The organism is Sediminibacillus halophilus (assembly GCF_900103695.1).
GTDB lineage: Bacteria > Bacillota > Bacilli > Bacillales > Amphibacillaceae > Sediminibacillus > Sediminibacillus halophilus.
Genome location: NZ_FNHF01000004.1, coordinates 210103 through 235115, shown reverse-complemented (window position 1 = coordinate 235115; position 25013 = coordinate 210103). Strand labels below are relative to the sequence as shown.

Genomic DNA, 25013 nt, shown 5'->3' with positions numbered 1-25013 from the left:
TGGCGGGAGTTTTTATGTAAATTGAGGAATAAATCCGAGGTCATACTTCCTCAGCAACCAGCATGTTTTCGAATTCTTCAGCCGGAACTGGCCTGCTAAAATAATAACCCTGATAGTAATCACAATTCTGATGTTTAAGAAAGTCGAGGGCAGCACGTTCCTCCACGCCTTCAGCGACTACTTTGACACCGAACGTATGGGCAAGCTGAATCATGGCCTTGACGATTTCCGCGTTGCTCGGTTCATGGAATGCATCACGAATAAACGACTGATCGATTTTCAAATGATTGATCGGGAATTTACGCAGGTAACCAAACGATGAATAGCCGGTTCCAAAATCATCGATTGAAAGCGTAATTCCCATTTCCCGTAATTCATTCATGGTTTCTATACACTCTTCGGTATTTTGCATGACACTGTTTTCGGTTATTTCCAGTTCAAGACATTGAGGTGGCACGCCGGTTTCTTTGAGAATGTTGCGGACTTTTGCCGTGAAATCCTTACGCTGGATTTCGAGCGCCGAGACATTGATGGCCACCCGTTGCATCTTAAAGCCGGCTTCCTTCCATTGCTTTTGCTGACGACAGGCTTCTTTGATGACCCATTCCCCAAGTTGGATTATCAATCCCGTTTCTTCAGCAAGGGTGATAAACCGCTGCGGGGAAATAAACCCGCGTTCAGGATGGAACCACCTCGTCAACGCCTCCATACCAATGATTTCGCCGCTATTGACGTCGATTTTCGGTTGGTAATACAGCGTCAATTCCTCTTTGGTAAGCGCACGCCGTAATTCACCCTCCAGCAGGATAAGATCGTTGTATGTTTGATTCATTTCTTTTGAGTATACCAATTTACCATTGCGGCCATTCACCTTACAGTAGTGCATGGCGATTCCTGCATGATTGATCAGCTGTTCGGAGGTTTTTCCATGGCTGCCGAACCTGCTGATACCGATGGAACAGGTAATGAAAAACTCTTTGCCGGCGATGATCAACGGCTTGTTAATCTGTTTGAGTATCACGTTGCCTATCTGTTCCATCGCTTCATCGGTACAATCATCTTGGAGAACAAAAATAAACTCGTCCCCACCATAGCGATACAGGTTGCCTTGCCCCCAGGTCACATCCTCGATCCTTTTGGCAATCGTGGAAATTACCTGGTCTCCGGCAAACTGCCCCATCGCATCATTTATGTATTTGAGCCTGTCCAGATCACAGTAAAAAATAACAAACGGGCCGTTGTCCTGGGCAATCCATACATCTAAATCCTCCGCTAACTTGCTGCGATTCGGCAGTCCCGTCAGCTGGTCGTGGTAGGCTAAATGGCGCACTTGCTGCTCTGCTTCCTCAAGGGAGGTTATATCGACAGCGGATCCGACCACTTCGACTACCTCACCATTTTCCCGAATGGGTGCCAGTGTGAAGTATAAATACAATTCATTAAATTCCATTTTAAAATTGACTTCTTCGCCAAGAAAGGCATGCTTATATTTTTCCTTGAATCGTTCAGCCTGCTCCAGCTGGAGAAAGTCTTCCAAATAGATGCCTTCTCCCAATTCCGTTGGCAAACCGAGAGTTTTGGCGAGCCTGCCCTTGATCATAGTATGAAAGAACCTGCCGTCCTCTTCTCTTTTCTGTACCTTATAGATCATATTGATCAACGCGTCGAACGTTCGTTCAAACTCATCCTCCATCGTTTTGATCAACTGCTGCTCCATCTCTTTTTCTCTTGATATATCTTTGCGGAAAGCGATAAATGATCCTGGGCTTCCTGCCCGCTCAAATAGAGGGATGATGATCGTCTGCATCCAAATAACACTGCCGTTTTTGTGGCGGTTTTTCACCTCGCCACGCCATACCTTTCCCTCCAGGATTGTCAGCCATAACTCGCGAAAAAAAGAATCAGGATGATATCCGGAATTTATGAGTCGATGCGTGTTGCCGAGTATCTCATCCGCAGTGAATCCGGTCATTTCGCAAAAGTTGTCATCGACATATGTAATTCTTCCCCGGTTGTCCGTAACGGTAATCGTGGTATCCGACTGCTCCAACGCATGTTTGAATTGATGAAGGCATTCGAAATGATCCCGGGCAAAGTTTTTTAATTCGACCATCAACCGCATAGATTCATCCCGGTCTTCCGCAGCATTCAACCGATTTAGTAAATCCTCGAAATCATGCTGAGCAAAGCTGGGATCTAAGTTTAGTAGCGTCATTTTAGTCACCTTTAGTTTTAATGTAAATGTATGGCATATTACCTCTTAAGTATAAAGGAAAAGAAAGCGATTGTATATCACGAATAGAGAGAAAACATGAACAACAACGAAATCCAAAGAAAAACGTCGAAAACTTGTTACAACAAGGGCCGCAGGCAAATTCATGGACAAGGACTGGTGTCCAGGACTGAGGGTGCCGGGGTGTGGGGACTGACCCCCAATATGGTAGCGCGCTATCGCGATAAAGGGATAAAGTGGGCAGGCTCGTTTCAATGCAGCTTTTTAAGAGGCAGCACACGATTAGCTCCTCCGTATCTTTCCATAAAAAAGCCATCAGCTTTTAGGCCAATGGCTTAATGCAAGTTTCACCTTCATTTTTTGGTGAGTTTACGAATGTACTCACATCATATGCCTGCAATGGTTCTGATGGCAGTTCCTCAATGAAACTGCTCACTTCTTCTGGACTCCGCTTCACCGGGGCTATCCAGTCGTCTTCCGCTTCTTTAGGAAGAATGACCGGCATACGATCATGGATGTCCTCCATAAAACGGTCCGCCTTTCTAGTTAAGATGGTACACGTGAATAACGTTTCTTCGTCTTCTCGCTCCCATTTATCCCACAGACCGGCAAAAGCAAACAAAGAACGTCGGGAGGATGAAATACGTTTCGGCTGCTTCTGGCCGTCTGCTTGTTTCCATTCATAGAAGCTATCCGCGACGATTAAACAGCGTTTGCGTGCCAATAAATTTTTAAAACTTGGTTTCGCATGCGCCGACTCGCTCCGTGCATTGATCATTTTATAACCAATTTTCGGATCCTTGGCCCATGACGGGACCAACCCCCATCGCAAAAATCCGGCCCTGCGTTCTTTCCCATCATGAATAATTGATAAAATTGGTTGGCCAGGTGCAATGTTAAATCGATTTTGATAGCCTTCCAGCCGCTGATCCAAATCATATTCCTTTAAGATTTCCAGTTCACCAGCCTGCAATGTAAAACGACCACACATCCCAAGCCTCCTCTCTATTTTCGGGTGAGGGGACAGTCCCCAAAATGACCTCAGGCTACTTGGAACCCTTCAGGAGGGACTGACCCCAATGTGCCTGAAATTCGGTTAACAACGTCACCTTGCGGGGAATAAAACCCGGTATAACAGCATTTTGCGTGCTATAGGCCACCTTGGGGGACTGACCCCATAATCCACAATACACTCAATATAACCCGGTCGGAGCTTTTTTAGGGACTGACCCCCGCTAGCTGACCCCGCTAGTTATATACCGAAGCTTTTGTGATTTTTCCGGAATATTTCCGGAATCCGCTATTTTTGTTCATGTTTTTCTTCTCGATTAGCATACGCAGCTGGATTTCTTTTTCAGAAAGCTGTTTGCGGTAGCCTTCTTTTTGCTCTGGATTCTTGGCCAGATCCATCATTTCTTGCAGAGAAACCAATTCTTTCTGCAGGCGAACTTCGTCAGGAAGATAACCGGAATTTTTCATCATGAGATAGCTCGTGCGCATATCTTCCGGGATTGCCGACAAATCTTCCAAATCCTGCTTTTTCCCCTTCCCCGGGAGGTTATCCAATTCTCCATCTCGGATTGCTTGTTGAATTTTTTCCTCTGCCATACGACTCGCAAAATCCATCGCCGATCCTCCTCTCTTTTTTCCGTTCCACTATATACCAATTATAACAGCGGCCCTGCATCCTGGCATGTAGCAAAATTTACAAGTAACAAACACGTTCTATATCTTATATAATAGCACCTAGTTGAATATTCCATTAGCCTTTTCACTTTTTCGTTGTTTTTATAGATGTTACAATGTCCCGTGGAAAAAATTAAGTTGGTACTTATCCAGCTTAAAGGAAACGTCAAAAACCAAGTTTTAGACGTTTCACACATTGATAAAACGGGAAAGGATGATAGGGATGCACGTAGGAAGCAAAGGTTGGTACGTAAACGAATTAAAGAATTTGGGTGTCCGTCGCTTGGAAGGACGCAAACTCGAGCGTTATAAAAAGCCAGTACTTGCAAACCTATTAGCAGAAAAGCAACAGTAGGCTTTTACGAAAAAGCACAAAAGGCGGGAATGGACTTCCTGCCTTTTTTTATAAAATACCCGTTTTGCTAAAAAGCATCCTTTGAAACCTTATTATCACTGACATTAATCAAAAATCAACGATTTAAATTGAAATGACCTGAAAAGAAATAACCGAAAAACCAATAAATCCCACGCTGTTCACCCCCATAAACCAAAATGCGGGAGAGAAAAGCTATAATTGAAAATTGTCATCAATGGAGGAAATGATATATGTTTTCTAACGCTGAGATTGGAATCGATTTAGGAACTGCAAATATATTAGTGTACACAAAGTCTAAAGGAATTGTTTTAAACGAACCCTCTGTGGTCGCTATTGATATGGAGTCAAAAAACGTTGTAGCTGTGGGCAGTGAAGCGAAAGAAATGGTCGGGAAGACACCACAAAACATTGTACCGATCCGCCCGTTGAAGGACGGCGTTATCGCGGACTATGATGTCACAGCCCAAATGCTTAAGGAAATTTTGAAAAAAGTCAGCAAGGTCGCCGGTTTGTCAATGCGCAAGCCGACGGTAGTCGTTTGTACACCGTCTGGAAGCACGTCTGTGGAAAGACGAGCGATCCATAACGCCGTGAAAAGTTATGGCGCCAAGGAAGTACATCTTATTGAGGAGCCGGTTGCTGCTGCCATAGGCTCTGACCTGCCAGTGGACGAGCCTGTCGCCAATGTTATCGTTGATATCGGCGGAGGTACTAGTGAGGTCGGCATCATTTCCTTCGGAGGCGTGGTGTCATGTCGTTCTGTTCGCACCGGAGGGGACAAAATGGACGATGAAATCATTCAGTATATCCGCAAGCACTACAATATTTTGATTGGAGAAAGAACAGCCGAAAACGTCAAAATGGAAATCGGTTATGCCTTGATTGACCATGACGAGTTGTCCATGGATATTCGCGGCCGCGATATGGTTACCGGTCTGCCGCGTACGATCACGATCACTTCCACGGAAGTGCAAGACGCTATTAGAGAATCGTTGGAGGCGATCCTGGAAACCATCCGGACAACACTGGAAAACTGCCCTCCTGAGCTGAGCGGGGACATCGTCGATCATGGTGTCACGTTGACAGGCGGCGGTGCACTGTTAAAAGGCATGCAAAAATGGCTGGCTGATGAAATTTCGGTACCTGTCCATATTGCCCCGAATCCACTTGAATCGGTGGCGATCGGAACAGGTCGTGCGCTGAAAATGATCAACAAATTGCAAAAAGCAGCGAAATAACGCTTCCTGCATATTTTTTACGGTGAATACATGCAATCTGCTTCTTTTTCACACTTTATTCTGCCTATTCATATAGTGAAGGAAAAGGAGTGGGTTGCTTTGTTCACTGTTGTCTCTTTTTACCGAGTAAAGAAGCATCATACAAACCAATTTATCGCCCTTAATCAACAAGTCGGTGTGATTAATATGTCTCACGGCGCAATTGAACATGAAATTTATCTTCCTTCCAGTTCCGATGCGGCAGCAGGCTTAACCTCTTACTTACAAACGGGAGCAGATGAGGATCTTTTATTCGGACAAATTACATTCCGTAATCAGTCCCACTATGAAGAGGTTTCCGGGAAATTAAAAGAAGATGAACAAATCCAACTGCTTACCCGTGAACTAGCTAAGCTGATCGATACATCGCATATCGTAACAGCTTCTTTTTCATCTGAAAAATAAAATCCAGCTAACCATCCAATATACACATCATAAGATTAGTTGCTTGTAATCTTGGGTATAGGGGTACTATCGGAGAGAGTCTCCTGCCCATTATCCGGAAAACAACTACATATAATGGACAAGCCAAATAGACATTTTGGATTGAGAGGTTGCGATATGAATACAGCTGAACTACTTTCATCACTTAAAATCAAACAACTATATGGAACATTGCCTGAAGAAGTGACTGCGATCCATAACGATTCCAGGCGGTCAGTCCCGAACAGTATTTTCATCTGTACACGCGGGTTTACCGTTGACAGTCATGATTTTTTCCAGCAAGCAATAGATAACGGGGCCTCGGTTATTATCGCCGAAAAAAAATTGGATGTCGACTTGAGCAAGGCAGCGCTTGTCGTTGTCAATGACACTTATAAGGCCACTGCTATTCTTGCCAATCATTTTTATGATTTTCCTTCTACAAAAATGAAGCTGTTTGGCGTGACCGGAACGAACGGTAAAACGACGGTAACGAACTTGATTCACTCCCTTTTGCAGAAGGATGGGAGAAAATCGGCTGTATCCGGAACAATCGGCGTGGAATTATCCGACGAGAAAATCACAAGTGCCAACACGACCTGTGATGCGCTGACCAATCAACGGATACTACAGCATGCGTTGGATCAGGATATCGATCATATGGCTATGGAGGTCTCTTCACACGGGTTAAGCCAGGGCAGACTTTGGGGTGTCGATTTCGACATCGTGGTATTCACCAATTTAACCCATGATCATTTAGATTATCATGATACGATGGAACAATATGGCTACGCAAAGGGACTTTTATTTGCCCAGTTGGGGCAAGATATGACCAAAACCAAGTATGCGGTGCTCAATCAAGACGATGCATGGTTCGATACGTACAGGGCGGCCACTGCAGCAGAAATTATTTCCTACAGCCTGCAATCGCCTGCAGATTTCCAGGCAGAAAATATCCGCTATTATCCAGAGAAAACGGTCTTCACCCTGCAATCCCCTGAGGGATCTTATACGGTCTCGATGAACCTGCTCGGTGAGTTCAATGTCTACAATGTGCTCGCAGCAATAGCCGCTTTGTACGCGCACGGCGCGTCGGTGAAACATCTCGTCCAATTCATCGGGAAACTGCCGCCAGTTGACGGGCGGATGGATAAGGTTGACATCGATGCCCCCATATCCATGTATATCGACTATGCCCATACACCAGATGCAATTGAAAAAGCAATTGATTCCGTAGTACCTTTTAAAGAGAATCGGTTGATTTTCATGGTCGGTACGGGCGGTGACCGGGATGAATATAAGCGACCAGCCATGGCCGAAAAAGCGTCCCGGGCAGATTATGTGATTCTGACGGTCAATGATCCTCGATTCGAAGAGGAAGAGGCGATTTTACATGACATGGAAAAAGGGATGAAACACGCCAATTACGCGATGATTGCCGATCGTAAGGAAGCAATCAGCCATGCAATCGAACAAAGTGAACCTGGAGATATTCTTATTTTTGCCGGCAAAGGACAAGAGGATTATCAGATTATCGAAGACACCAAATATCCGCACAGTGACCGCAAAATCGTAGAAGAACAATCGCTGCTTAAATATGGAAGTCTGGAATAGTACTGATTTATATTAATTCATGTTTAGCAAAAGGACAGCCTAACTGATCAGTTGGATGCATCAGAGGCTGTCCTTTAGTTGCTTTAAGCGATCGATATCCTGGTAGGCTTTTGTTTCCAATCGACGTGCATACAAGATTGCCGCCGGGTGGTAAATGGGAAACACGCGATAGGTTTCTTCTGTCAGCCTGTAAACCGGTTGATCAAGGCCCGCCAATTGCATAATCGGGATTTCAAACAAACGGCCGGTAACTTCCTGCATACTTACATCCCAGCCGGTCAACCGCCATACTGCAGTCTTTCCCATCGGAATCAATAGCTTCGGTTTTACCTGTCGGATTTCTTCATCCAAAATCGGCGCATGGGCGAGTATTTCTTTTTTATTCGGGGTGCGATTGTAATTTTTGGTGACGGGCTCGCCTTTCACTATTTTTTCAACAATTTTATATGGCCTGCTCCGTACGGCACTTGTAATGAATACTTCATCTCTGGTTACGCCCAGCCTGTCCAAATAGCCGGAAAAAATCTTTCCTGCCTGTCCGATGAATGGCCTGCCAATCTCCAGTTCCGTCTTACCTGGCGCTTCGCCGACAAACATCAAATCGGCTGCTTCAGGACCACGCCCCCGTACAAACCCCTCACAAGCATAAGGACGCATCCGCTCCTTCGCCAACTCAATTAGATCCTCCGAAAGCATCCAGCTCCCTCCTAACTGTGGGGTCAGTCCCCCACCACTCTACCAAGACGCAGTGCTACTAGAGTGGGGGACTGACCCCGCGTGATTTTTAATCGAGGTTTTCGAGTGCTTTTTTTAGGTTTTCTGCTTCTTCTTTGGTCAAGGTGATACCCTTCCCCATTTTTTCATGATCCGGAGCCCAGTCTCGTATGTCATATTTCGGATCTCTGCCATTCCAACTGACCAGGTTCAATTCCTTTTTCCAGCCTTTCGGTGATTCAGAAATCACTCCGATTGTTTCGATAATTTCATAGTCTAATGCTGCCATTAGGCTGCCTCCTTTTCTTCTATCTTCCATGCAATGACTCTGCTATACTCAAACTAACTACTATATTATCATTCCCTGGAGGGTTTCACGATGAAACAAAGCTTTGAACTCACACCTCAACAGAAAGAAGATATGACCGCTGCAATTAAAGCCTACTTTTCCAAAGAAAGGAATGAGGATTTAGGGGATCTTGCAGCATCGCTTATTCTGGATTTCTTTATGGAAGAGCTTGCCCCGAAGTTTTATAATATCGGTGTGGAGGATTCCCACGCTTTCCTATCTGCAAAACTGGAGGATATTTTCGAGATACAAAAATGACCCACCTCCGTCTCCAACTGAGCCTATCAACGATTTTCCACATGGTAAATCGCTATGGTCTTGTTCCACTTGGTAATGTTTTTTATGTATTCCATGCCGATTCTCCTGGCAACCTTAATGGATGGCTGGTTGTCAGGATCAATCAAAGAGATCAATTTGTCACATTTCAGATGATTAAACCCATATTCCTTACAAGCCAGGGCCGCTTCTGTCGCATAGCCCTTCCCCCAATGCTTTCTCACGAATAAATAACCGATTTCCATCTGTACATTTCCGTCGACTTTTTGTGGAACCAATCCGCACATCCCTAAAAATTCTCCTGTGGCCAAATCCTCGACGACCCACAGCCCGACGCCGAATTTCCGGTAATTATCGAGCGTCCAATTTATCCAAAAGTTCCCCTCTTCGTCGTTCTTCATACTCGGATAATAACGCATCGCCACTGGATCAGAAAAAATTTTCATTATGTCAGCATGATCGTCCCATTTCATCAAGCGCAATCGCAATCGCTTGGTTTCCGTTACTACTGCCATTCGATATCCCCCTAGTCTTCCATTATTCTTCCGCTTTCATCCTTTCCCTTCCAGGATACACAATAGCTTTCGAACATGCACCCATACAAAAAGCACCCCTCTTTTAACGTTCAAAAAGAAGTGCTTCATTTCCTACTATTCAATGAACACCGGATTGCTTGTTATCCGTTCCATCCAGGTAGAAGTCAATATCCTCCACTTGAAAAAGGTCGACTTCGTCCGCAACCAAGCCTGTTTCGTCCCCCAGACCAGCCTGCTTCACCTCATCACTGGTCAAAATGGCTTTATCCTGCAACAAGGCAAGCAGCTTTTCATTGGCCCGTTTCAGCTTGATGACTGTATCTGCCAAGTCCTCTTTTTCCTGCTTCCCATAAAACTTCTGCAGCTCTTTGGTTCTGTCTTTTTCAACCAGTGTGGCTCTCCATTTAACAAAATCTCCGTGATCGGAATAAATGATTTTGCCAAAACGCATCGGTCTCACGTAATCGGCGATCATCACATGGAAACCCTCTCCGTTCTTGGCCGAATATTCCCTGATTTTATCGAGTTTTCGATATTCTTCCCTGGTCAATTTAACATTTATCGTTAACATATACTGATCCGACTGCTCTTCTTCCCATTTATACGCCTGTAAGGGAATCTCATTGATTAACAAATGCAACGACATCTTCAACGCTCCTTTCCCTGTTGTCGATCCAATTCCTATACAATAAGTATAATACATTTGTCACAGTTTGTCGGTACGAGCAGTCTATTCTTCAGGAAAAATCCTTAAATATAGGTCGAAAAAGCTGGTGGATGATCTGGCTGTTGTCGATAGCGCACTTTTAGCTTATCTGTCTGGTAATCGTTCCGCGGCATATCTCGTGGATCATTCGGATCGCGCGCCTTCAGATGGGATAAATCTTGGTTACAGACAGGGCAAAACCAGCCGCCGATTTTGGTACTGCTGTACGAAGGCTGGGAACAACGATTACACGTTTTTCGATACATGACAAGAACCTCCTTCTGTGTCTATGAATATGCCATCAGGTTAGCTGCCATAACCAGAAACCATGCATCAGGCAGATAACCGAGTACAGCAAGGCTGCCGCACACGACAGCACCCTTGCCACTAGTGATCGCGGAAGCTTCTGTATCACACAAAAACCGATAAGCATCGTGGACAACAGTAGTTTCACGAGCAAGAAAAAAAGTGGACCACTCTGGTAGAGACTTTTCATTAACGGATTTGCTTCCGATATATATTCATACTTGATTCCCAGGAAGGTAATCACACCATCCAACAAATTAAGCAATGCCAAGTACATGAAACACGTTTTCATCCAATTCCCCGTTTCTCATAGAGAAGTCAGGCATCCCGATTTGCGACCTTTGCTAAAGACATGCTAGATCTAAACCTTTTATATTCTCCCTTTTAAAAAGGACGTTCTTTATGAAGAACGTCCCTTGTATAGAAAAAGGCCCTGATTATTGGGGGTAATGCAAGACCTTTTTCAGCTAACTTATTTTTATGCCCTTCCTGCTGCGTCTGCTGTACAGATAAATGGCTGCCCCGGCAAGGAACAAAGCTGTACCAGCAATCAATAGATTAAACATGTGGGTTGCGGTATCAGGCAGGTTTTTACCTCCACTTGGAGTAGTACCGTCCGGTTCACCTGAGCTTGAGTCTGATCCGGTATTTGGTGAAGTACCGACTGGCGGGCTTCCCTCCGCACTAACTATGATGGCAAAATCACTGATTAGCCCTTGAAATTCGTTGCCAAGCTCTGCCGGAAAATCAACGGTGAATGTCAATTCCTCCTGATCATTCACAGTCAGCGGTCTTTTCTCCAAATCGGTAAAACCGGCAAGGCTGCCGCTGTATAAAGACTTTTCTCCATCTTTTACTTGAAGCATCAAGGCTTTATACAATTTTTCTGATCCTGATTTAAACTGGGCTGAAAGGTAGTAGTCCATATCCTGGGTACCCTTGTTTTGGATGGTGTAAGTCCTGGTTGCCCAGTCACCAGGTTTCATATTGTCCACATCGAATAAGATGTCTGTTGGCAAGGTTTCGATATCTATTTCGTTACTACTGGCGAACGATTTGTGATAACCGACTGTAGAAAAAATCATGATAAAAACCACTAGACCGCATGCCGTTGTAAAAAGAAACCGGGCTTTATTTTTCATCCTTCTCACCCTCTATCTTTATCAATTATGACTCCGTTGTTTCTTCCTGATTTGCAGCTGCTGCTTTTTTGCTTTTAGCATCAAGCTGGGAGATGGTCTGCCAAATAGTGAACCCAGCATAGCCCAGCAGGAGAAATCCCGGCAGTATCAAAAGCAATGCACTTCCCTCTTTAGACTGGGCAAAACTTATAAAATAACCGACAAAAGGAATTGTGAACCCAGTGTACTCGCCGATGACATTCTGCGACAAAACCGGTTCTCTGTCTGCAGCATCGTTATTATCCCCTTTTGTTTCATAAAGAACGTTGTCACCACTGCTTGTAACGTCGACGATTCTATGGGTGATCAGCAGTTCCTCTTCTGTCTGAAACGTAATTACGTCGCCTTTTTCAAAACGTGTCATATCGCCGCCTGGCTTTACCGCAATGATGGAACCTGTTTTAATGCCTGGCTCCATGGAACCTGATAGGACTGTTTTCAACTGATAGCCCATCACTTGTGGCTCGCCGCCAGATGCTTTCGATGAAATAACCACGAACACCATAAACAGGAGTGTCGCAAATAATGTAAAAGTTACGAGGCGGCTGAGCCACCTCATGATCCATTTCATTCCTTTCTTCATTCCTTGTCACCCTCGCTCTTTTCTTTGGATTGCGATTCTTCTTGTTCCTTCGCTTTATCCTGCTGGCCTTCGGAAGACTCTGTTTTGGTGTCTGTAGCTTTTACCTGCTTTTCCTCAGACTGCTTTTTCTGATCCTGTTGTTTTTGTTCCGATTCTTCTTGGTTATCCCCGATTGTTTTGTCAGAATCCTGCTTATTGTCCTCTACTTTTGGTTCCTCTTTTTCGGTTCTCTCGGTCTTATTGCTGTCTTTTTCTTCGGTTGCCTTGTCTTCTGACTCAGTCTTTTTCTCAGCTTCTTCCGCAGGCTGTTCCTCTACCTTTTCATCCTCACTGGCTTTCTCTTTATCCGATTTCTTGCATTCTACTTGGATCGTTTCGCTCCAAAGTTCCCCTTTGCCCGGATGTCCTTCAACCTGATAAGCTTTGAATTTATAATTTCCATGTTCTCCAGCCAAGAATGTCAACTCGACTTCCTCGCCGCTTTTCAATTTCTTTATCGTACCTTCATCCGTTTCCAACTCCAGTTTCTTCCCTTTTTTCGGATTTCCATCGGCTGCATAATACACCTCATAGCTAGAGGTGACCTTCATATCTTCTCCGCCGTTTTTAAGCTTGACTTTGATTTTTTCCGGTTCACACGCTTCCACCTTTTGATCTTTTTCACCAAGGAAAACAAGTGAACTCTTATCCCACTCATCTGTCTCCCACTCGCCAATCGGGATTTTCGTGATCGCTTCGGCAGTATCGTTAAAGTACGCTCCAGTCGGAGATGTCAGCAACGCAGCACTGAACACGGCGGCATACCAGATTGCAAGGATTTGCAAGGCTATCACAGCCTTTTTGTATTTTCTTTTATATTTTGCTAAACGCGTGCTTCGCATGTGGGAGCCTCCCTAATATTTATTCTTTCTTATCAATATACAAAGTTGGTTGCCTATTCATGAGAAAGAATAAGGATGGAAAGGTGAGGGCTAATCACCTTTCCAGAAAATCAGCTTATCTGCTTTCGCCAGCTTCTTGATGGGCTTCAAAAGTCCATTCAAGCTCTAGAGAGTCGCCTTGGAATTGATTTTGATCTTCGCCATTATCTACAAACTCGAATTGCACATAAAGCGTGTCGGAATCACCAGCTTGCAATCCATCATTTTCTTCAAACCATGGAACGAAGATATGATTTTCCACTGCGTCTGGAGACATGGATTTCAGTTCTGCCAAGGTGGTTTTGTAGATAATATCATCGGAAAGCAAATCGTTTGGCGGAATAGTAGCCTTGTCGTCGTTCCAAAGGAAGTTAACCCGGATATGTTCACCGAAATCTTCCGTGTTATCATCCTGGGCATCGCCTACGGAATAATTAGTGCTAAGCAAAACTTCTGCAATATCCAACGACCCTGTGTTTTGTAATTCAAAAGACCTTGTCATCCAGTCACCTGGCTTCAAGTTATCTACATCAATGATGGTTGTTGGTTCTGCATTCAGGTCCAATGTACCAGCAGCAAAGGTGCTATTTGTTTCGGCAGTATCGCTGAAATACGCATATGTACCTCCTCCGATCAAAGATAATCCAAGCGCTGCCGACATAACTCCCATACCTAGTTTCTTTTTAACGCTCATTCTTTCTCCTCCTCTTTCTTTCCTTTTTTATATTTTGAACTCCTACCTACTGAAGGAGTTGCAAACAAGGAATGCATCTGTTCGTTATTCATTCTTGGTTGTTCTTTTTAAAGAACTAACAATTGGAGTATATTCCATTATCGCTAGATTGAAAAACCGCAAATTCATCCATATTTCTTAATTAAGAACGATTATCGTTCGTTTTCAAGAAAATACGCGCGTTTTCTTTCTATTTTGTATTTTTTATAGAACGTATTGTTTTATATAATGAACAAAACAGCATCGTATGCATTTGCTCTGTTCTTTATTACAACCAAAGATGGGAAGAAAGCCATGATTGGTAACCGGGTTAGAAACCAAAGGAAGAAAAAAGGGTACTCGATTACAGAGCTTGCCAGGGCGGCGCATGTGTCAAAGTCTTATCTGAGCTACATAGAGCGTGACATACAACAAAATCCGTCCCTTCAAATACTATCCAAGATTGCTTCAGCGCTTGATACGAGTATTGATTACCTGCTGGGACAGCAGCCAGAGGATAACAAGAAGACCAAAACAGCCAAACTAGATAAAGAATGGGAGGGACTTTTTCAAAAAGCGATCGAGGAAGGCATGAGCAAAGATGACTTTCGGGACCTCATGGAATACGTCAAATTCAAGAACTGGCTGGATTGAAAAGAAAATGTCCATAATGGGGGAAAACAATGAGAAAAACGAATGAACAAGATTTTCTGGACCAGGAATGGATGCAACTGATTCTCAACGCTAAAGGACTTGGAATGACCCCGGAGGAAGTTCGCAGCTTTCTCCATGCTAACGACAGAATAAAAGAGAGAACCATAAAAGAATGAAAGCACTCAGCTTAAATCTCTCAGAGATTTAGGCTTTTTTATTATATTTTTAGCAGGAACAGGCGCTGATTCCTACTGGGGTATGATACATTTAAATGGAAAGCTACATATTCTAAAGAAAGACAACCAATCCATTGGAGGTGAGGTGACAAATGTACATTTCGGAACTGAACGAAAACAAGCTTACCGATGCCCAACTGGAAACGTTATTGTTTTCCGGTGTGGAGGATGACAACCAAAGCGGGGATTGTATCGTAGTGGCCGGCAGCAGTATGGCTGTCCAGTACCGGCTCCCCAAAGCCATCGAGCTTTACAAGCAGGGGCGCGCCGGGAAGATCCTGTTCTCTGGTGGTGTGAAGTGGGAAGAAAAAACCGTTCCTGAAGCAATCGAATTGAAAAACGAAGCAATGACACTGGGCATTCCGGAAGAAAATATTCTAACCGAAGACCTGTCCCGGCATACGCTGGAGAACGTACTCGCCTCCCTGCTCGTGCTGGATCGTGCTTTCCATCTGTATAAAATTGAAAGACTTCTAATCGTAACCGCATCCTATCATATGAAAAGACTTTACTTAACCATGAAGACCTATATGCCAGGTTGGATAGCCTTTTCTTTATGTCCTGCAGATGATTTTCTGACCAGCAAAAACAATTGGTTTCAAACCGAACATGGAAGAAAACGCGCCTATGCCGAGGCGATTAAAATCATTCGTTATGTGAAACAAGGAGCGTTGATAGATGAACGAATTGGCGAGTAATAAAGAAGGGGGATTGTGTGATTTCTCAAATAACCTTTGATGATCTGATAGACCGTTTTGTTCTCTATGCAGAAGAAAGTGAAAACATTCGTGCAGCCTTCCTTGTCGGTTCCAGAGCAAGAGTAGAAATGCCGGCAGATGAATGGGCGGATCTCGACCTTGTCGTTTTCACTAAAAACCCTGCCCTCCTTTTAAACAATACGAACTGGTTGTCACACCTCGGGAAACCTGTTATTACCTTTCTGGAAAGGACTGCTGTCGGAGATAGTACGGAACGAAGAGTTTTATTTGAGGGGGGACTGGATGTCGACTTTGCCTTCTTTCCAGTGGCCTCCTTACCTGAGCTGGAAAAAAATGCGGAAGTTCTCGATGTTCTTGCCAAAGGGGTAAAAGTAGTAATCGATAAAGATGACATCACCCGGTCGATCATCCAAAAAGCAGAGGCGCTACCACCCAGTGATCGAGGGGTGGCGACTATGGATATAGAAAATCTCATCCATGATTTTTGGTATCATGCATACCTGGCAGCAAAAAAGTTTCGACGGGGAGAACTGTTGGACGGGAAGTCCATTTGTGATGGCTATATGAAAGATTGCCTTACCTTAATGATGAAGGTGCAAGTTAAAGCACGTAAAGATGCCGACTTCCAAACCTGGCATGGCTATCGTTTTTTTGAAAGGTGGACGGGGCCAAAAGTCAGTGAAGAGTTTAAGAAGCTGTACGCACGCTACGAGCTGAAAGAAATGTGGGAAGCTTTGAAAAACACCATGGATTTTTTCCGTACGATTTCCGCTGATGTTTGCAGACAATTAAATATCGTCTATCCTAACGAAGCTGCAGAATACGCAACGGAACTAGTTGATACGTTGAACGACAATCGTGACGGTACCTAAGAAATGCGGAAACGCCTTGCTCACTCCCGTCAAGCTTAAGCAAATCCTCGGAGGGGCGCTTTCTTGCCGCACAGAGGACTTGTTTAAGACCTCGAGGGGTTAGGCGTTGAAGCTGGACGAAGAAATGCGGAAACGCCTTGCTCACCCCCGACAAGCTTAAGCAAATCCTCGGAGGGGCGCTTTCTTGCCACACAGAGGATTTGCTTTAGACCTCGAGGGGGTAGGCGTTGAAGCTGGACAGCACTACATCGGAAATTTATACTCGTACCCTGAAATAACAAACGCCTGGATTAGCATCCAGGCGTTTGTTGACTTGCGGAGATTACAGAATCCAATGTTCGATTGCTTTGGCAACTCCGTCATGATTATTATCCGTTGTAACCCAATCGGCAGTCTGTTTTACTTCTTCCTGAGCATTGCCCATCGCTACTCCAAGTCCTGCCTCCTGAATCATTTTAATGTCATTAAGACTGTCACCTACAGTCATTACCTGATCCAGCGTAATGCCCATCAACCCGCAAATTTTTTCAAGGGCTCTCGCTTTGTTGATGCCAACAGCGTTAATTTCGATATTCATCGGATGGGAATTACTAAGCTCAAGCAAATCGTTTCCTTCCAATTCTTCTAGGATTCGATCTTTGACCTCTTCACTGTCGATATCGATTCCGACTTTAAGCCATTCGTACCCTTCTAAATCAGTCGGGAACTCTCCACGGAAGACTTTTTCTGTGGAGGCCATCCATGCGCGTGTGCCATAACGTTCATTAAGATCGACCAGTTTTTTAATGGTTTCGATATCTAAAGACTGGCGGGATACCAGTTCACCTTCTGAAGTCCAAATCTCACTCCCATTTACGGTGATCAAATAAGAAGAAAGATTCAAAGATACGGCATGCGCTTCGCAGGATGACCGGTGACGTCCGGTGGAAAGAACAACCTCCACCCCTTTATTGCGGGCTTCAGTAATCGCCTTGCGATTCGCTTCCGAAATCTCCTCGTTCGAATTCAGCAACGTTCCGTCCATGTCTAATGCAATTAATTTTATGTCAGGTTTACTTACCACCAAAACAACTCCTTTAGTATGAAATCATCTGTATTAAATCCTCAACCCTCCCCATTATAATACAAAACATCAAAACTGCCAGTCCAGCCAACCGGTAGCAGGAGAGGGATCAGAGATGGGGTCAGTCCCTCTCATCTTCTATCCTGGGAAAAAGCGGTCACTTCCGAAATGGGAGGGACTGACCCCATCCTCCAAAAAAGCCACCCTCAATAAGGCTAGATTCCTGCCAGGTCACTACTTTTCTCGGTTAAAGGTATGTCCCCCGAATGGCCCTTCACTCTAACTATATGGCTCTCAGTGTCTGACCCTCCGCCTTTTCTTTTACCCGGTTTTCTGGCGTTTATTCCTGTTTTGGGGCCTGACCCCCGTGTGCTGACCCCCTTGTGTTTTTCTGGGTAATTTTTATCATTCTATTTTTTGGAGGGTTAAGGTAAGGCCGGGATGGGTATATTTTGTATGTGCACATAATGGAAGTGAACATATAGAGTATTGACATTCCACCGGCAGAGTGTTATATTTAAAAATAGACTTCGCCAAAGAAGTAACTTACTAAGAATGACAAGTCTCATTAAACTGGCATTCTGCTTAGTTTTTAGCAACACTTATTCACACTGGATCGGCTTCGGAGCCGTGAGGATGTAAGAGAGGTAGGGCTTACGTCGTTTAAGTTTTAAAAACATCCAGGTGGAACTTAGACCGCGGCAACATTCATTTGGTTTGATACTTGTTAAAAGAAGACAAGTTGCTTATAGTGTTCATAAAATTAGGCGCTCCCAATTTATTGGGGGCGCCTTTCTAATTCACGCTTATTGTCTGATTTGCCTGTCCTGGTACCTTGTACATAAAAGCATGAGGGTTCTTCCTGATCGTTTGGTGATTATTTCTCCGAGACGTTTATATGTTTGATCAACCTGTCTTTCCCTTAGCTTTCAGCGTTCTTCACTTCGGTACAAACAGGCCCCGATACACCAAGGCCTTTTCCAGCAGGGATATAAAATCCTTTTCCAAATCCAGTTCTAGCGCTTTCAAATAAGCGTCCATCAAAATATCATCTGACAAGCTATCAAACATTTTTACATCACCTTTAACCAATAGTTATTTCATTCAATTTAAAGTTGTGTCTAGTTGAACTGCAACAATACCTACTTATTTCCATCTCTACTTATCCATAAGGTTTTTTACCAATAGGGATAATTGCCTATAAACATCTTACTAAAATACCTATAGTATTTCAACGCTTACAAAACACTATTTATAGTATCTTCGATTGTTCCCGAATACCATGTATATTTCTAGTATAGAGGTGATAGTATGCACCAGAAGCCAATTTCGGTAGTAATAGGAGAACGGCTCAGAGCAATCAGGAAACAGCAAGTACTTAGTCAGGAAGAACTGGCTCATTTGTCCGGATTACATCCCACCTATATAGGCCAGCTTGAAAGAGGAGAAAAAAACCCTACCATCAATACCATTCACAAAGTTACCATTTCATTGGGGATTCCTATTTCCGAGCTTTTCCATCTCGCTGAAAATGTTAAGGATGAACAGATGAATACCCTCTTACATTTAAACCAATTAGGTGAAGAAGATCGCCAGGCACTAATTAAAATTATCGATGTTATGTTGGAATGGAAAAAAGCAAAATAAGCGATAGAAAGAGGGTCCCTCATGAGGAGAACCCTCTTTTTTTCGCGAACTTTCCCAAAAGAGCTTACAGCCACATCCTCCACCTTGCTCAACCAAGCACTAGATAAACAACTCAAGTGCTAAATATTTCTTCTCAATCGCCTTACAGACAGCTGTATTGACCGAGAATCGCTCTCAGCGATTTTGCCAATATAGCCTTTGTCTATTAGGGTTGGAGGTGAGATAGTTTTCTGAATGTTTATAAAAAAAGGAGGTGGCCTTCTCCGCTTGGACTACCGGACACTAACACATAGGTGATTAATTTCGAGGGGTCCGGATTTGTTTGGACAGACTTAGAAGCTAGTTTCTTACTTAGCAGAAAGGCAAACTGAATCATTCCAAAACGAAAAATCAAAAAGGAGTGGCGATTTATGCAAGATCTATATCCGTCCAGAAAAAGTCAGGAAGTCAGCATAATTCCGAGAAAGGACCCGATCATTCATGCTGGAGAAGGTCAAGAAAATCATTCTCCACTTTCACAAGAACAGATAAACTCGTATGAAAAAAACGGCTTTTTGATGTTGGAGAATTTCTTTTCGGAAACAGAAGTAAAAGAAATGAGTAAAGAAATCTACGGCTTGGCTGATGAATACAAGCAATCGGACAAACCGGAGGTCGTCCGCGAACCGACCAGCGAGGAAATCCGTTCTATTTTTGCCGTACACCAGAACAGTGATTATTTTGATAAGGTTTCTGCAGACCAACGACTGCTCGATATCGTCAATTACCTGCTCGGAGGCGATGTCTACGTCAATCAGTCCAGAATCAACTATAAGCCAGGGTTTACCGGAAAAGAATTTTATTGGCATTCCGATTTCGAAACCTGGCATGTCGAAGACGGAATGCCGCGGATGCGTGCGGTCAGTGTATCCATTGCATTGTCTGACAACTATTCCTTTAACGGACCGCTAATGTTGATTCCTGGTTCACACGAGCATTTTATTTCCTGTATCGGAGAAGCACCTGAAGACCATTATAAAAAATCATTAAAAATGCAGGAGTTCGGCGTACCAGACCACGACAGCATGCGTTGGCTCGCCGACGAATATGGCATTTCGGTTCCGACCGGACCAGCAGGCAGCGTGCTGCTATTCGAGTGCAATACGATGCACGGCAGCAACAGCAATATCACGCCATTCGGTCGCAATAACTTGTTTATGGTGTATAACAGTGTGGAGAACAGGCTGGTCGAACCATTCTCCGGTGCAGCACCTAGACCTGAATTCATCGCAGCTAGAAAAAAACTCCCGGTACTAGGCTGATTTCTATAAAGCGTCTTACCACCTTAACACAAAGTAAAACCATCAGCGTCTTCCATACGCTGATGGTTTTTTCATTGGCATAAGAGTGCCATAGCAAGTAACGAGAACAAGGGAACATATGTAAGAGATCGTATTTTCACAACTGGCAAAACCTTTTCCTTCTCGCGATAAGAAATGAAATTTCTAAAAGTTCTCAGAACACCTATTCGACATATCGAAAGCCCAATACATAAATGAATGGATGACCATGCAAACGCAATGCCGACTCAGGGCACCCTTTTTTACTAGAATTGCCTTATCGGTCTAAGGGCTTAGCCGAGATACATCCAAAGATCATTATGCAACGAATAAAGCAAAGGTAAGATATACATGCGATGGAAAAGGCATGTGAAACGAGGCAACGTTTGTTTCCCTTAAGAATTCATGAACTTTTTACTGTTTCTCCCCAAGAAGTTAACACCTAGGGTTTAACATGAGATTTAACTACTTACCTCTGCGGAACAAAGCAGAAATAGATGTTCGTTGTCATTGTGCGGGTTCCACAAAACAATCAAGGAGGATGTAAATGAGGCTTTTGGATTTTTTTTTAAAACGAAAGATTTTAATCGGGCTGTTGGTAGTACTTATCTTGATGATTGGCAGCTATGCTGCCGTTAAGTTAGACAAAGAGTTGATGCCTGCAATCGACATGGACGGCGCCTACGTAGAGATGCTTGCAGGAGAAATGGCGTCTGCTGATGTAGAACGTTCAATTACCACTCCAATCGAAAAACAGTTGCTGGCTATAGACGGTGTAACAGGCGTTGAATCAACAACAGGTATCGGAAGAAGCTCCTTGCAGGTAACCTTTGATAGTGGAAAAGGCGATGCCCTTTATCCAAAAGTAGAATCGGCGGTTAATGCTGCTGCAGCCGACATGCCTGCAGTTGACCATATCGAAACAGGTCGTTACGGTTCCAACCAAAACTACGAGTTTTACATGGATGTTTCCGGCGGATCGATGGAAGAAATGACTACTTTCGCCCAAGATGTACTGGAGCCCAGGCTGGAGGATTTATCCGAGGTGCGTGATGTATCACTATCCGGGATTGAAGAACATGAAGCAGTGATTGCTTTCGATGAACAAAAGCTAATGGATCATGCACTGGATGCCCAACAAGCGGTTCAGGCTATACAGGCAGCCAATAGTGAAGCGACGCTGGGAAGCTTCAGCAAAGACAAAGACTCTCCAGCCCTTCGTTGGGATACCACTTACACCGATTTACAAGACATCGAAAATACAGAAATCGCAACAAATAACGGGGTTATCCATTTAAGGGATGTTGCCGAGATATCACTGGAGCCTGTTCAAGATGGGTCGTTCGTCTGGAAAAATGGCAGCAAAGACTTTATTTTCGTTCAAGTGGGCCGTACAGATAGTGTCAGTCAAATTGAGATGGCTGAAGCAGTACGCGCTGAAATAAAAGAAATCAAAGATGCAGATCTAGTCAATGGTTTCGAGCTTCATGAGATGGTAGCCCAGGCTGACTATGTCCAGGATTCCATAGATGGTGTTAGTAACAACATATTAATTGGCGGAATCATCGCAATTGCTGTTTTGCTATTATTCCTGCGAAATATCCGGGCAACTGCAATCATCGCCCTGTCGATACCGACTTCCATCCTGTTAACCTTCACGGCCATGTGGCTGTTTGATTACAGCTTTAACATGTTGACCCTGATCGGACTCGGATTGGGAATCGGCATGATGGTTGATTCATCTATTGTTATTCTCGAATCCATTTATCGAAAAAAAGAAGCAGGTCTATCAAATCGACAGTCGGTGCTACAAGGGACAAAGGAAGTAGCCACTGCCGTGTTCGCTTCGATGCTTACCACCATTGTCGTGTTTCTTCCTATCGGGTTGCTTGGAGGAGAAGTTGCCCAATTTATGATTATGTTGTCCCTGGTGGTCGTTTTCACCTTAACCAGTTCGGTCATCGTTTCCTTTACGTTGATTCCCGCTCTTTCTGAAAAATTTTTGAAATTCGGGAAAAAGCAAACCACGCTAAAGGAAGGGAAAATGATGCGGCTATACCAGCGCATGCTTGCTTGGACAGTTCGCAAAAAGCGTTATAGCTTGTCGGTAATCGGTCTGTTTTTCGTCTTATTTGCCGCATCCCTGTTCCTGGTCACCAAGCTACCAATGACTATCATGCCGGACGTTTTCAACCGCTATTCCGAATTGATGGTCGAAACGGAAACCGGGACTTCACCAGAAGAAAAAGAAACGCTAGTTCAGAAAATAGATAACAAATTGCAGGAAATCGGTGATGTGGAAACAAACTATGTCATGGACAATGGCGATATGCTTTATGCCATTATCAACATGACCAAAGGCGAAAATATCACCCGTGAGCAAAAGGAAATCAACGAGGATATCATGGCATCACTGCGCAGCCTGGAAGACGAAACACCGTTAACCAATGTTCAAAGCGCCATGACGGGCGGCGGTGGTTATCCAGTTCAAGTCCATATTTCCGGCGAGGATTTTTCCGAATTGAACAGGATAACCAAACAGTTTATCACCGAATTAAAGGAAATAGAAGGAATTGTCGGGGTTACCCATTCCATAGAAAATGCTTCTCCTGAACAAGTTGTGGAGCTGAAAAAAGAAAAGATTGAGGATGCCGGCTTGTCGCAAGGACAAATCAAACAGTATATCGAGCAGGCATTTCTGGACATACCGGTAGGTGAAATGGTCACCGAGGATGAAACCATATCGCTTACAGCTGCCTGGAATGATGAAACAGTCAGTCAAAAACAATTCCTGGAGAAGAAGATCCCCACAGCGAAAGGGGAACAGGAATTATCTGAATTTGTCTCGTTGAGAACAGTTGAAACACCGAATGAGATTTCTCATACAAATGGAGAACGATATGTGTCGGTATCTGCCGATATTGAGGGTAAAGACTTGGGCACGATAAACCGGGATGTACAAAAACTGATTGATGACTATGAGTTACCTGGCGGCTATTCAATATCGGCGGCAGGAGACCTGGAACAGCAGCAGGAACTAATAATGGATATGGCAGTAATTTTCCTTTTGGCTATTTTCCTTGTCTACCTGGTGATGGCTGTTCAATTCAATCATCTCGCCCATCCGCTTATTGTCATGTCGATTATCCCAATGACAGTAGTAGGGGTTATTGTCGGTTTATTTCTTACACAGCGCGAACTAAGTATCATGTCAGGCATGGGGATCGTCATGTTGATCGGCATCGTGCTTAACAACGCCATTTTACTGATTGATCGCACTAATCAACTACGCAAGACCGGGTCTAATGTAGAGGAGGCTTTAGTGGAAGCGGGAAAAAACCGGATTCGCCCGATATTCCTGACTACACTGACGACTGCCGGCGGAATGCTTCCATTGGCGTTTGCTTCTGGAGCATCCGGTAACTACCAGGCGCCTATGGCAACGGTAATTATTTCCGGCCTGCTGTTCGCAACCTTTATTACGTTGTTCCTTATTCCAGCAGTCTACCGGCTGTTCACTCGCAACAAAAGGAAGCAAATACTGGAACAAGAACCGGTCCTTTCAACAGAAGAAGAGGTCATCTAACTCCCCTCTTACCAAAGAGTTTTCTATTTAAAAGTCTGTGAGAAACGAAAACTTCTCACAGACTTTCTTTTCAGGTATGACCTTCTCCTTACTAGAAGCAAGCATTGCCATTACCACCCCACTAGGATTGATCAGCAAACTTATTACTGGCCGCTCCTTTTACATCAAGCTTGATCCAAAACAAGCCTCCGGCATGGGGCTGCTGTTTCAGTTGCTCTGCTCTTAAGTGCTCACGCGCCGTGGTGATATACAGCTCATCCAGATCAGCTCCTCCAAACGTACAAGACGAAACATGCGCTGCTGGCAGTTCTATTGTCTGGAGGCACTTTCCAGTCTCCGGATTCCACCTGCCAACTCTGGCGCCGCCCCATTGTGCAATCCAAAGCATCCCTTCCTCGTCGATGGTCATTCCATCTGGCGCTCCCTGCTCTTCCGGAATACGAATAACCGTTCTTCGATTGGAAATGGCCCCGGTTGTCGGCTCATAATCAAACGCATCGATCTTTTGAGTGGGCGTATCTGCGTAATACATCGTCTTTTTCTCTACCGACCAGGCTAATCCGTTAGAAATCGTTACGTCTGATACCATCTTGTTTACCGTATGATCTGCGTCGATTCTATATAAGGAAGCTGCCCCCGGCTTGGCGTTCAATTCCATCGTTCCGGCCCAAAACCTTCCTTCCGGATCACATTTCCCTTCATTAAAGCGGTTCTCCGGCTTGTTTTCCTCGGGGCTGGTGATCAAGGTTAATTCTTCGTTCTCCGGATTCCACTGATGAATTCCATGATGCATCGCCAATAGCAGGTTCCCGGAAGCTGTCATGGTCACTGCGCTCACAAACTGATCAAATTGAATTGCTTCATCCTTTCCACCACCCGGCGAAAAAACATGCAGCTGATGGTTATTGATATCCACCCAATATAGCTGATTTCGATTTGCATCCCAGTATGGACTCTCTGCTAACTCTGCTTTAGCGTCGAATAGTAAAGTTGCTTGTGCTGTCATATTTATTTCCTCCTTGCTA

At 44.2% G+C, this 25013-nt stretch carries 28 protein-coding genes; 12 read left to right on the top strand and 16 right to left on the bottom strand.

From position 1 onward, the window contains the following. Positions 1–40 precede the first annotated feature (40 nt). From BLR82_RS15045 to BLR82_RS15035, 3 genes are all read right to left on the bottom strand, one after another. The gene (locus tag BLR82_RS15045) at positions 41–2215 is read right to left on the bottom strand and encodes a putative bifunctional diguanylate cyclase/phosphodiesterase (protein ID WP_074600295.1); all 2175 of its coding nucleotides are present in this window, start codon (positions 2213–2215) and stop codon (positions 41–43) included. Between the two features lie 340 nt (positions 2216–2555). Then, on the bottom strand, positions 2556–3224 hold the full coding sequence (locus tag BLR82_RS15040) for an SOS response-associated peptidase (protein WP_074600294.1): 669 nt from the start codon (positions 3222–3224) through the stop codon (positions 2556–2558). 257 nt (positions 3225–3481) lie between these two features. After that, complete coding sequence (locus BLR82_RS15035; RefSeq protein ID WP_074600293.1) at positions 3482–3859, bottom strand: DnaJ family domain-containing protein; 378 nt, start codon at positions 3857–3859, stop codon at positions 3482–3484. A gap of 283 nt (positions 3860–4142) precedes the next feature. Between BLR82_RS15035 and BLR82_RS15030 the strand changes: the two genes are divergently transcribed. From BLR82_RS15030 to BLR82_RS15015, 4 genes are all read left to right on the top strand, one after another. Further along, positions 4143–4274 carry a YflJ family protein gene (locus BLR82_RS15030; protein WP_074600292.1) on the top strand — a complete coding sequence of 44 codons (132 nt, stop codon included), beginning with the start codon at positions 4143–4145 and terminating at the stop codon, positions 4272–4274. A gap of 251 nt (positions 4275–4525) precedes the next feature. Beyond that, positions 4526–5533 (top strand): rod-share determining protein MreBH, encoded by a 1008-nt coding sequence (gene mreBH / locus BLR82_RS15025; RefSeq protein ID WP_074600291.1) that lies wholly within the window; start codon positions 4526–4528, stop codon positions 5531–5533. Positions 5534–5632: 99 nt separating this feature from the next. Then, the gene (locus BLR82_RS15020; protein ID WP_074600290.1) at positions 5633–5977 is read left to right on the top strand and encodes a DUF1428 family protein; all 345 of its coding nucleotides are present in this window, start codon (positions 5633–5635) and stop codon (positions 5975–5977) included. Positions 5978–6133: 156 nt separating this feature from the next. Next, a complete protein-coding gene (locus BLR82_RS15015; protein ID WP_074600289.1) occupies positions 6134–7609 on the top strand; it encodes a UDP-N-acetylmuramoyl-L-alanyl-D-glutamate--2,6-diaminopimelate ligase in 1476 nt (491 codons plus the stop codon). Between the two features lie 60 nt (positions 7610–7669). Here the strand turns inward: BLR82_RS15015 and BLR82_RS15010 are convergent, their stop codons facing one another. After that, positions 7670–8305 (bottom strand): uracil-DNA glycosylase, encoded by a 636-nt coding sequence (locus BLR82_RS15010; RefSeq protein ID WP_074600288.1) that lies wholly within the window; start codon positions 8303–8305, stop codon positions 7670–7672. 88 nt (positions 8306–8393) lie between these two features. Next, positions 8394–8612: a YdbC family protein gene (locus BLR82_RS15005; RefSeq protein WP_074600287.1), complete on the bottom strand. Its 219-nt coding sequence runs from the start codon at positions 8610–8612 to the stop codon at positions 8394–8396. A 90-nt stretch (positions 8613–8702) separates the two neighbouring features. Between BLR82_RS15005 and BLR82_RS15000 the strand changes: the two genes are divergently transcribed. Further along, positions 8703–8930, top strand: coding sequence for a DUF2164 domain-containing protein (locus BLR82_RS15000; RefSeq protein ID WP_074600286.1), 228 nt, complete (start codon positions 8703–8705; stop codon positions 8928–8930). Positions 8931–8956: 26 nt separating this feature from the next. Here BLR82_RS15000 and BLR82_RS14995 read toward each other — a convergent pair whose 3' ends face one another. The 8 genes from BLR82_RS14995 to BLR82_RS14960 all read right to left on the bottom strand — a co-directional run bounded on the left by BLR82_RS14995 (position 8957) and on the right by BLR82_RS14960 (position 13874). Beyond that, positions 8957–9463, bottom strand: a complete 507-nt coding sequence (locus tag BLR82_RS14995) for a GNAT family N-acetyltransferase (RefSeq protein WP_074600285.1) — start codon at positions 9461–9463, stop codon at positions 8957–8959. A 139-nt stretch (positions 9464–9602) separates the two neighbouring features. Beyond that, positions 9603–10130, bottom strand: coding sequence for a hypothetical protein (locus BLR82_RS14990; protein WP_074600284.1), 528 nt, complete (start codon positions 10128–10130; stop codon positions 9603–9605). 104 nt (positions 10131–10234) lie between these two features. Then, complete coding sequence (locus BLR82_RS14985) at positions 10235–10456, bottom strand: hypothetical protein (RefSeq protein ID WP_074600283.1); 222 nt, start codon at positions 10454–10456, stop codon at positions 10235–10237. Between the two features lie 35 nt (positions 10457–10491). Then, a complete protein-coding gene (locus BLR82_RS14980; RefSeq protein WP_074600282.1) occupies positions 10492–10788 on the bottom strand; it encodes a DUF5658 family protein in 297 nt (98 codons plus the stop codon). 175 nt (positions 10789–10963) lie between these two features. Then, complete coding sequence (locus tag BLR82_RS14975) at positions 10964–11638, bottom strand: TasA family protein (RefSeq protein ID WP_074600281.1); 675 nt, start codon at positions 11636–11638, stop codon at positions 10964–10966. A 25-nt stretch (positions 11639–11663) separates the two neighbouring features. Then, positions 11664–12260: a signal peptidase I SipW gene (sipW, locus tag BLR82_RS14970; protein WP_074600280.1), complete on the bottom strand. Its 597-nt coding sequence runs from the start codon at positions 12258–12260 to the stop codon at positions 11664–11666. Continuing rightward, the gene (tapA, locus tag BLR82_RS14965) at positions 12257–13141 is read right to left on the bottom strand and encodes an amyloid fiber anchoring/assembly protein TapA (protein ID WP_074600279.1); all 885 of its coding nucleotides are present in this window, start codon (positions 13139–13141) and stop codon (positions 12257–12259) included. Before tapA ends, sipW begins: the two co-directional genes overlap by 4 nt. Before the next feature lie 115 nt (positions 13142–13256). Then, positions 13257–13874: a CalY family protein gene (locus BLR82_RS14960; RefSeq protein WP_074600278.1), complete on the bottom strand. Its 618-nt coding sequence runs from the start codon at positions 13872–13874 to the stop codon at positions 13257–13259. A gap of 333 nt (positions 13875–14207) precedes the next feature. Here BLR82_RS14960 and BLR82_RS14955 point away from each other — a divergent pair, with 333 nt between their 5' ends. From BLR82_RS14955 to BLR82_RS14940, 4 genes are all read left to right on the top strand, one after another. Beyond that, positions 14208–14546: a helix-turn-helix domain-containing protein gene (locus tag BLR82_RS14955; RefSeq protein WP_074600277.1), complete on the top strand. Its 339-nt coding sequence runs from the start codon at positions 14208–14210 to the stop codon at positions 14544–14546. Positions 14547–14575: 29 nt separating this feature from the next. Beyond that, positions 14576–14722, top strand: a complete 147-nt coding sequence (locus tag BLR82_RS20635; protein WP_083334879.1) for an anti-repressor SinI family protein — start codon at positions 14576–14578, stop codon at positions 14720–14722. A 152-nt stretch (positions 14723–14874) separates the two neighbouring features. Next, positions 14875–15480, top strand: a complete 606-nt coding sequence (locus tag BLR82_RS14945) for a YdcF family protein (RefSeq protein WP_074600276.1) — start codon at positions 14875–14877, stop codon at positions 15478–15480. 17 nt (positions 15481–15497) lie between these two features. After that, positions 15498–16373 (top strand): aminoglycoside 6-adenylyltransferase, encoded by an 876-nt coding sequence (locus BLR82_RS14940; RefSeq protein WP_245693834.1) that lies wholly within the window; start codon positions 15498–15500, stop codon positions 16371–16373. 322 nt (positions 16374–16695) lie between these two features. Here the strand turns inward: BLR82_RS14940 and BLR82_RS14935 are convergent, their stop codons facing one another. Together BLR82_RS14935 and sda are read right to left on the bottom strand one after the other, a co-directional pair. Beyond that, positions 16696–17439 (bottom strand): Cof-type HAD-IIB family hydrolase, encoded by a 744-nt coding sequence (locus tag BLR82_RS14935; RefSeq protein ID WP_074600275.1) that lies wholly within the window; start codon positions 17437–17439, stop codon positions 16696–16698. Between the two features lie 936 nt (positions 17440–18375). Further along, a complete protein-coding gene (gene sda, locus BLR82_RS14930) occupies positions 18376–18507 on the bottom strand; it encodes a sporulation histidine kinase inhibitor Sda (protein WP_083334878.1) in 132 nt (43 codons plus the stop codon). A 240-nt stretch (positions 18508–18747) separates the two neighbouring features. On the opposite strand from sda, the gene BLR82_RS14925 reads away from it, so the two are divergent. The 3 genes from BLR82_RS14925 to BLR82_RS14915 all read left to right on the top strand — a co-directional run bounded on the left by BLR82_RS14925 (position 18748) and on the right by BLR82_RS14915 (position 23988). After that, positions 18748–19083, top strand: coding sequence for a helix-turn-helix domain-containing protein (locus BLR82_RS14925; RefSeq protein WP_074600274.1), 336 nt, complete (start codon positions 18748–18750; stop codon positions 19081–19083). 410 nt (positions 19084–19493) lie between these two features. Beyond that, entirely contained in the window at positions 19494–20384 is an 891-nt protein-coding gene (thpD, locus tag BLR82_RS14920; RefSeq protein ID WP_074600273.1) for an ectoine hydroxylase, read from the top strand. A 565-nt stretch (positions 20385–20949) separates the two neighbouring features. Beyond that, on the top strand, positions 20950–23988 hold the full coding sequence (locus BLR82_RS14915) for an efflux RND transporter permease subunit (protein WP_074600272.1): 3039 nt from the start codon (positions 20950–20952) through the stop codon (positions 23986–23988). Positions 23989–24109: 121 nt separating this feature from the next. Here BLR82_RS14915 and BLR82_RS14910 read toward each other — a convergent pair whose 3' ends face one another. Next, a complete protein-coding gene (locus tag BLR82_RS14910; RefSeq protein WP_074600271.1) occupies positions 24110–24994 on the bottom strand; it encodes an SMP-30/gluconolactonase/LRE family protein in 885 nt (294 codons plus the stop codon). Between the last annotated feature and the right edge of the window lie 19 nt (positions 24995–25013).

What these genes read in the sequence shown, in the direction of transcription:
- BLR82_RS15040 (WP_074600294.1), bottom strand. Translation starts at nt 3,224, where the DNA reads ATGTGTGGTCGTTTTACATTGCAGGCTGGTGAACTGGAAATCTTAAAG.
- sda (WP_083334878.1), bottom strand. Translation starts at nt 18,507, where the DNA reads ATGTTTGATAGCTTGTCAGATGATATTTTGATGGACGCTTATTTGAAA.
- BLR82_RS14915 (WP_074600272.1), top strand. Translation starts at nt 20,950, where the DNA reads ATGAGGCTTTTGGATTTTTTTTTAAAACGAAAGATTTTAATCGGGCTG.
- BLR82_RS14975 (WP_074600281.1), bottom strand. Translation starts at nt 11,638, where the DNA reads ATGAAAAATAAAGCCCGGTTTCTTTTTACAACGGCATGCGGTCTAGTG.
- mreBH (WP_074600291.1), top strand. Translation starts at nt 4,526, where the DNA reads ATGTTTTCTAACGCTGAGATTGGAATCGATTTAGGAACTGCAAATATA.
- BLR82_RS14985 (WP_074600283.1), bottom strand. Translation starts at nt 10,456, where the DNA reads ATGTATCGAAAAACGTGTAATCGTTGTTCCCAGCCTTCGTACAGCAGT.
- BLR82_RS20635 (WP_083334879.1), top strand. Translation starts at nt 14,576, where the DNA reads ATGAGAAAAACGAATGAACAAGATTTTCTGGACCAGGAATGGATGCAA.
- BLR82_RS15030 (WP_074600292.1), top strand. Translation starts at nt 4,143, where the DNA reads ATGCACGTAGGAAGCAAAGGTTGGTACGTAAACGAATTAAAGAATTTG.
- BLR82_RS14995 (WP_074600285.1), bottom strand. Translation starts at nt 9,463, where the DNA reads ATGGCAGTAGTAACGGAAACCAAGCGATTGCGATTGCGCTTGATGAAA.
- BLR82_RS15010 (WP_074600288.1), bottom strand. Translation starts at nt 8,305, where the DNA reads ATGCTTTCGGAGGATCTAATTGAGTTGGCGAAGGAGCGGATGCGTCCT.
- BLR82_RS15015 (WP_074600289.1), top strand. Translation starts at nt 6,134, where the DNA reads ATGAATACAGCTGAACTACTTTCATCACTTAAAATCAAACAACTATAT.
- BLR82_RS15000 (WP_074600286.1), top strand. Translation starts at nt 8,703, where the DNA reads ATGAAACAAAGCTTTGAACTCACACCTCAACAGAAAGAAGATATGACC.
- thpD (WP_074600273.1), top strand. Translation starts at nt 19,494, where the DNA reads ATGCAAGATCTATATCCGTCCAGAAAAAGTCAGGAAGTCAGCATAATT.
- tapA (WP_074600279.1), bottom strand. Translation starts at nt 13,141, where the DNA reads ATGCGAAGCACGCGTTTAGCAAAATATAAAAGAAAATACAAAAAGGCT.
- sipW (WP_074600280.1), bottom strand. Translation starts at nt 12,260, where the DNA reads ATGAAGAAAGGAATGAAATGGATCATGAGGTGGCTCAGCCGCCTCGTA.
- BLR82_RS15005 (WP_074600287.1), bottom strand. Translation starts at nt 8,612, where the DNA reads ATGGCAGCATTAGACTATGAAATTATCGAAACAATCGGAGTGATTTCT.
- BLR82_RS15035 (WP_074600293.1), bottom strand. Translation starts at nt 3,859, where the DNA reads ATGGATTTTGCGAGTCGTATGGCAGAGGAAAAAATTCAACAAGCAATC.
- BLR82_RS14945 (WP_074600276.1), top strand. Translation starts at nt 14,875, where the DNA reads ATGTACATTTCGGAACTGAACGAAAACAAGCTTACCGATGCCCAACTG.
- BLR82_RS14955 (WP_074600277.1), top strand. Translation starts at nt 14,208, where the DNA reads ATGATTGGTAACCGGGTTAGAAACCAAAGGAAGAAAAAAGGGTACTCG.
- BLR82_RS15045 (WP_074600295.1), bottom strand. Translation starts at nt 2,215, where the DNA reads ATGACGCTACTAAACTTAGATCCCAGCTTTGCTCAGCATGATTTCGAG.
- BLR82_RS14925 (WP_074600274.1), top strand. Translation starts at nt 18,748, where the DNA reads ATGCACCAGAAGCCAATTTCGGTAGTAATAGGAGAACGGCTCAGAGCA.
- BLR82_RS14910 (WP_074600271.1), bottom strand. Translation starts at nt 24,994, where the DNA reads ATGACAGCACAAGCAACTTTACTATTCGACGCTAAAGCAGAGTTAGCA.
- BLR82_RS14960 (WP_074600278.1), bottom strand. Translation starts at nt 13,874, where the DNA reads ATGAGCGTTAAAAAGAAACTAGGTATGGGAGTTATGTCGGCAGCGCTT.
- BLR82_RS14990 (WP_074600284.1), bottom strand. Translation starts at nt 10,130, where the DNA reads ATGTCGTTGCATTTGTTAATCAATGAGATTCCCTTACAGGCGTATAAA.
- BLR82_RS14980 (WP_074600282.1), bottom strand. Translation starts at nt 10,788, where the DNA reads ATGAAAACGTGTTTCATGTACTTGGCATTGCTTAATTTGTTGGATGGT.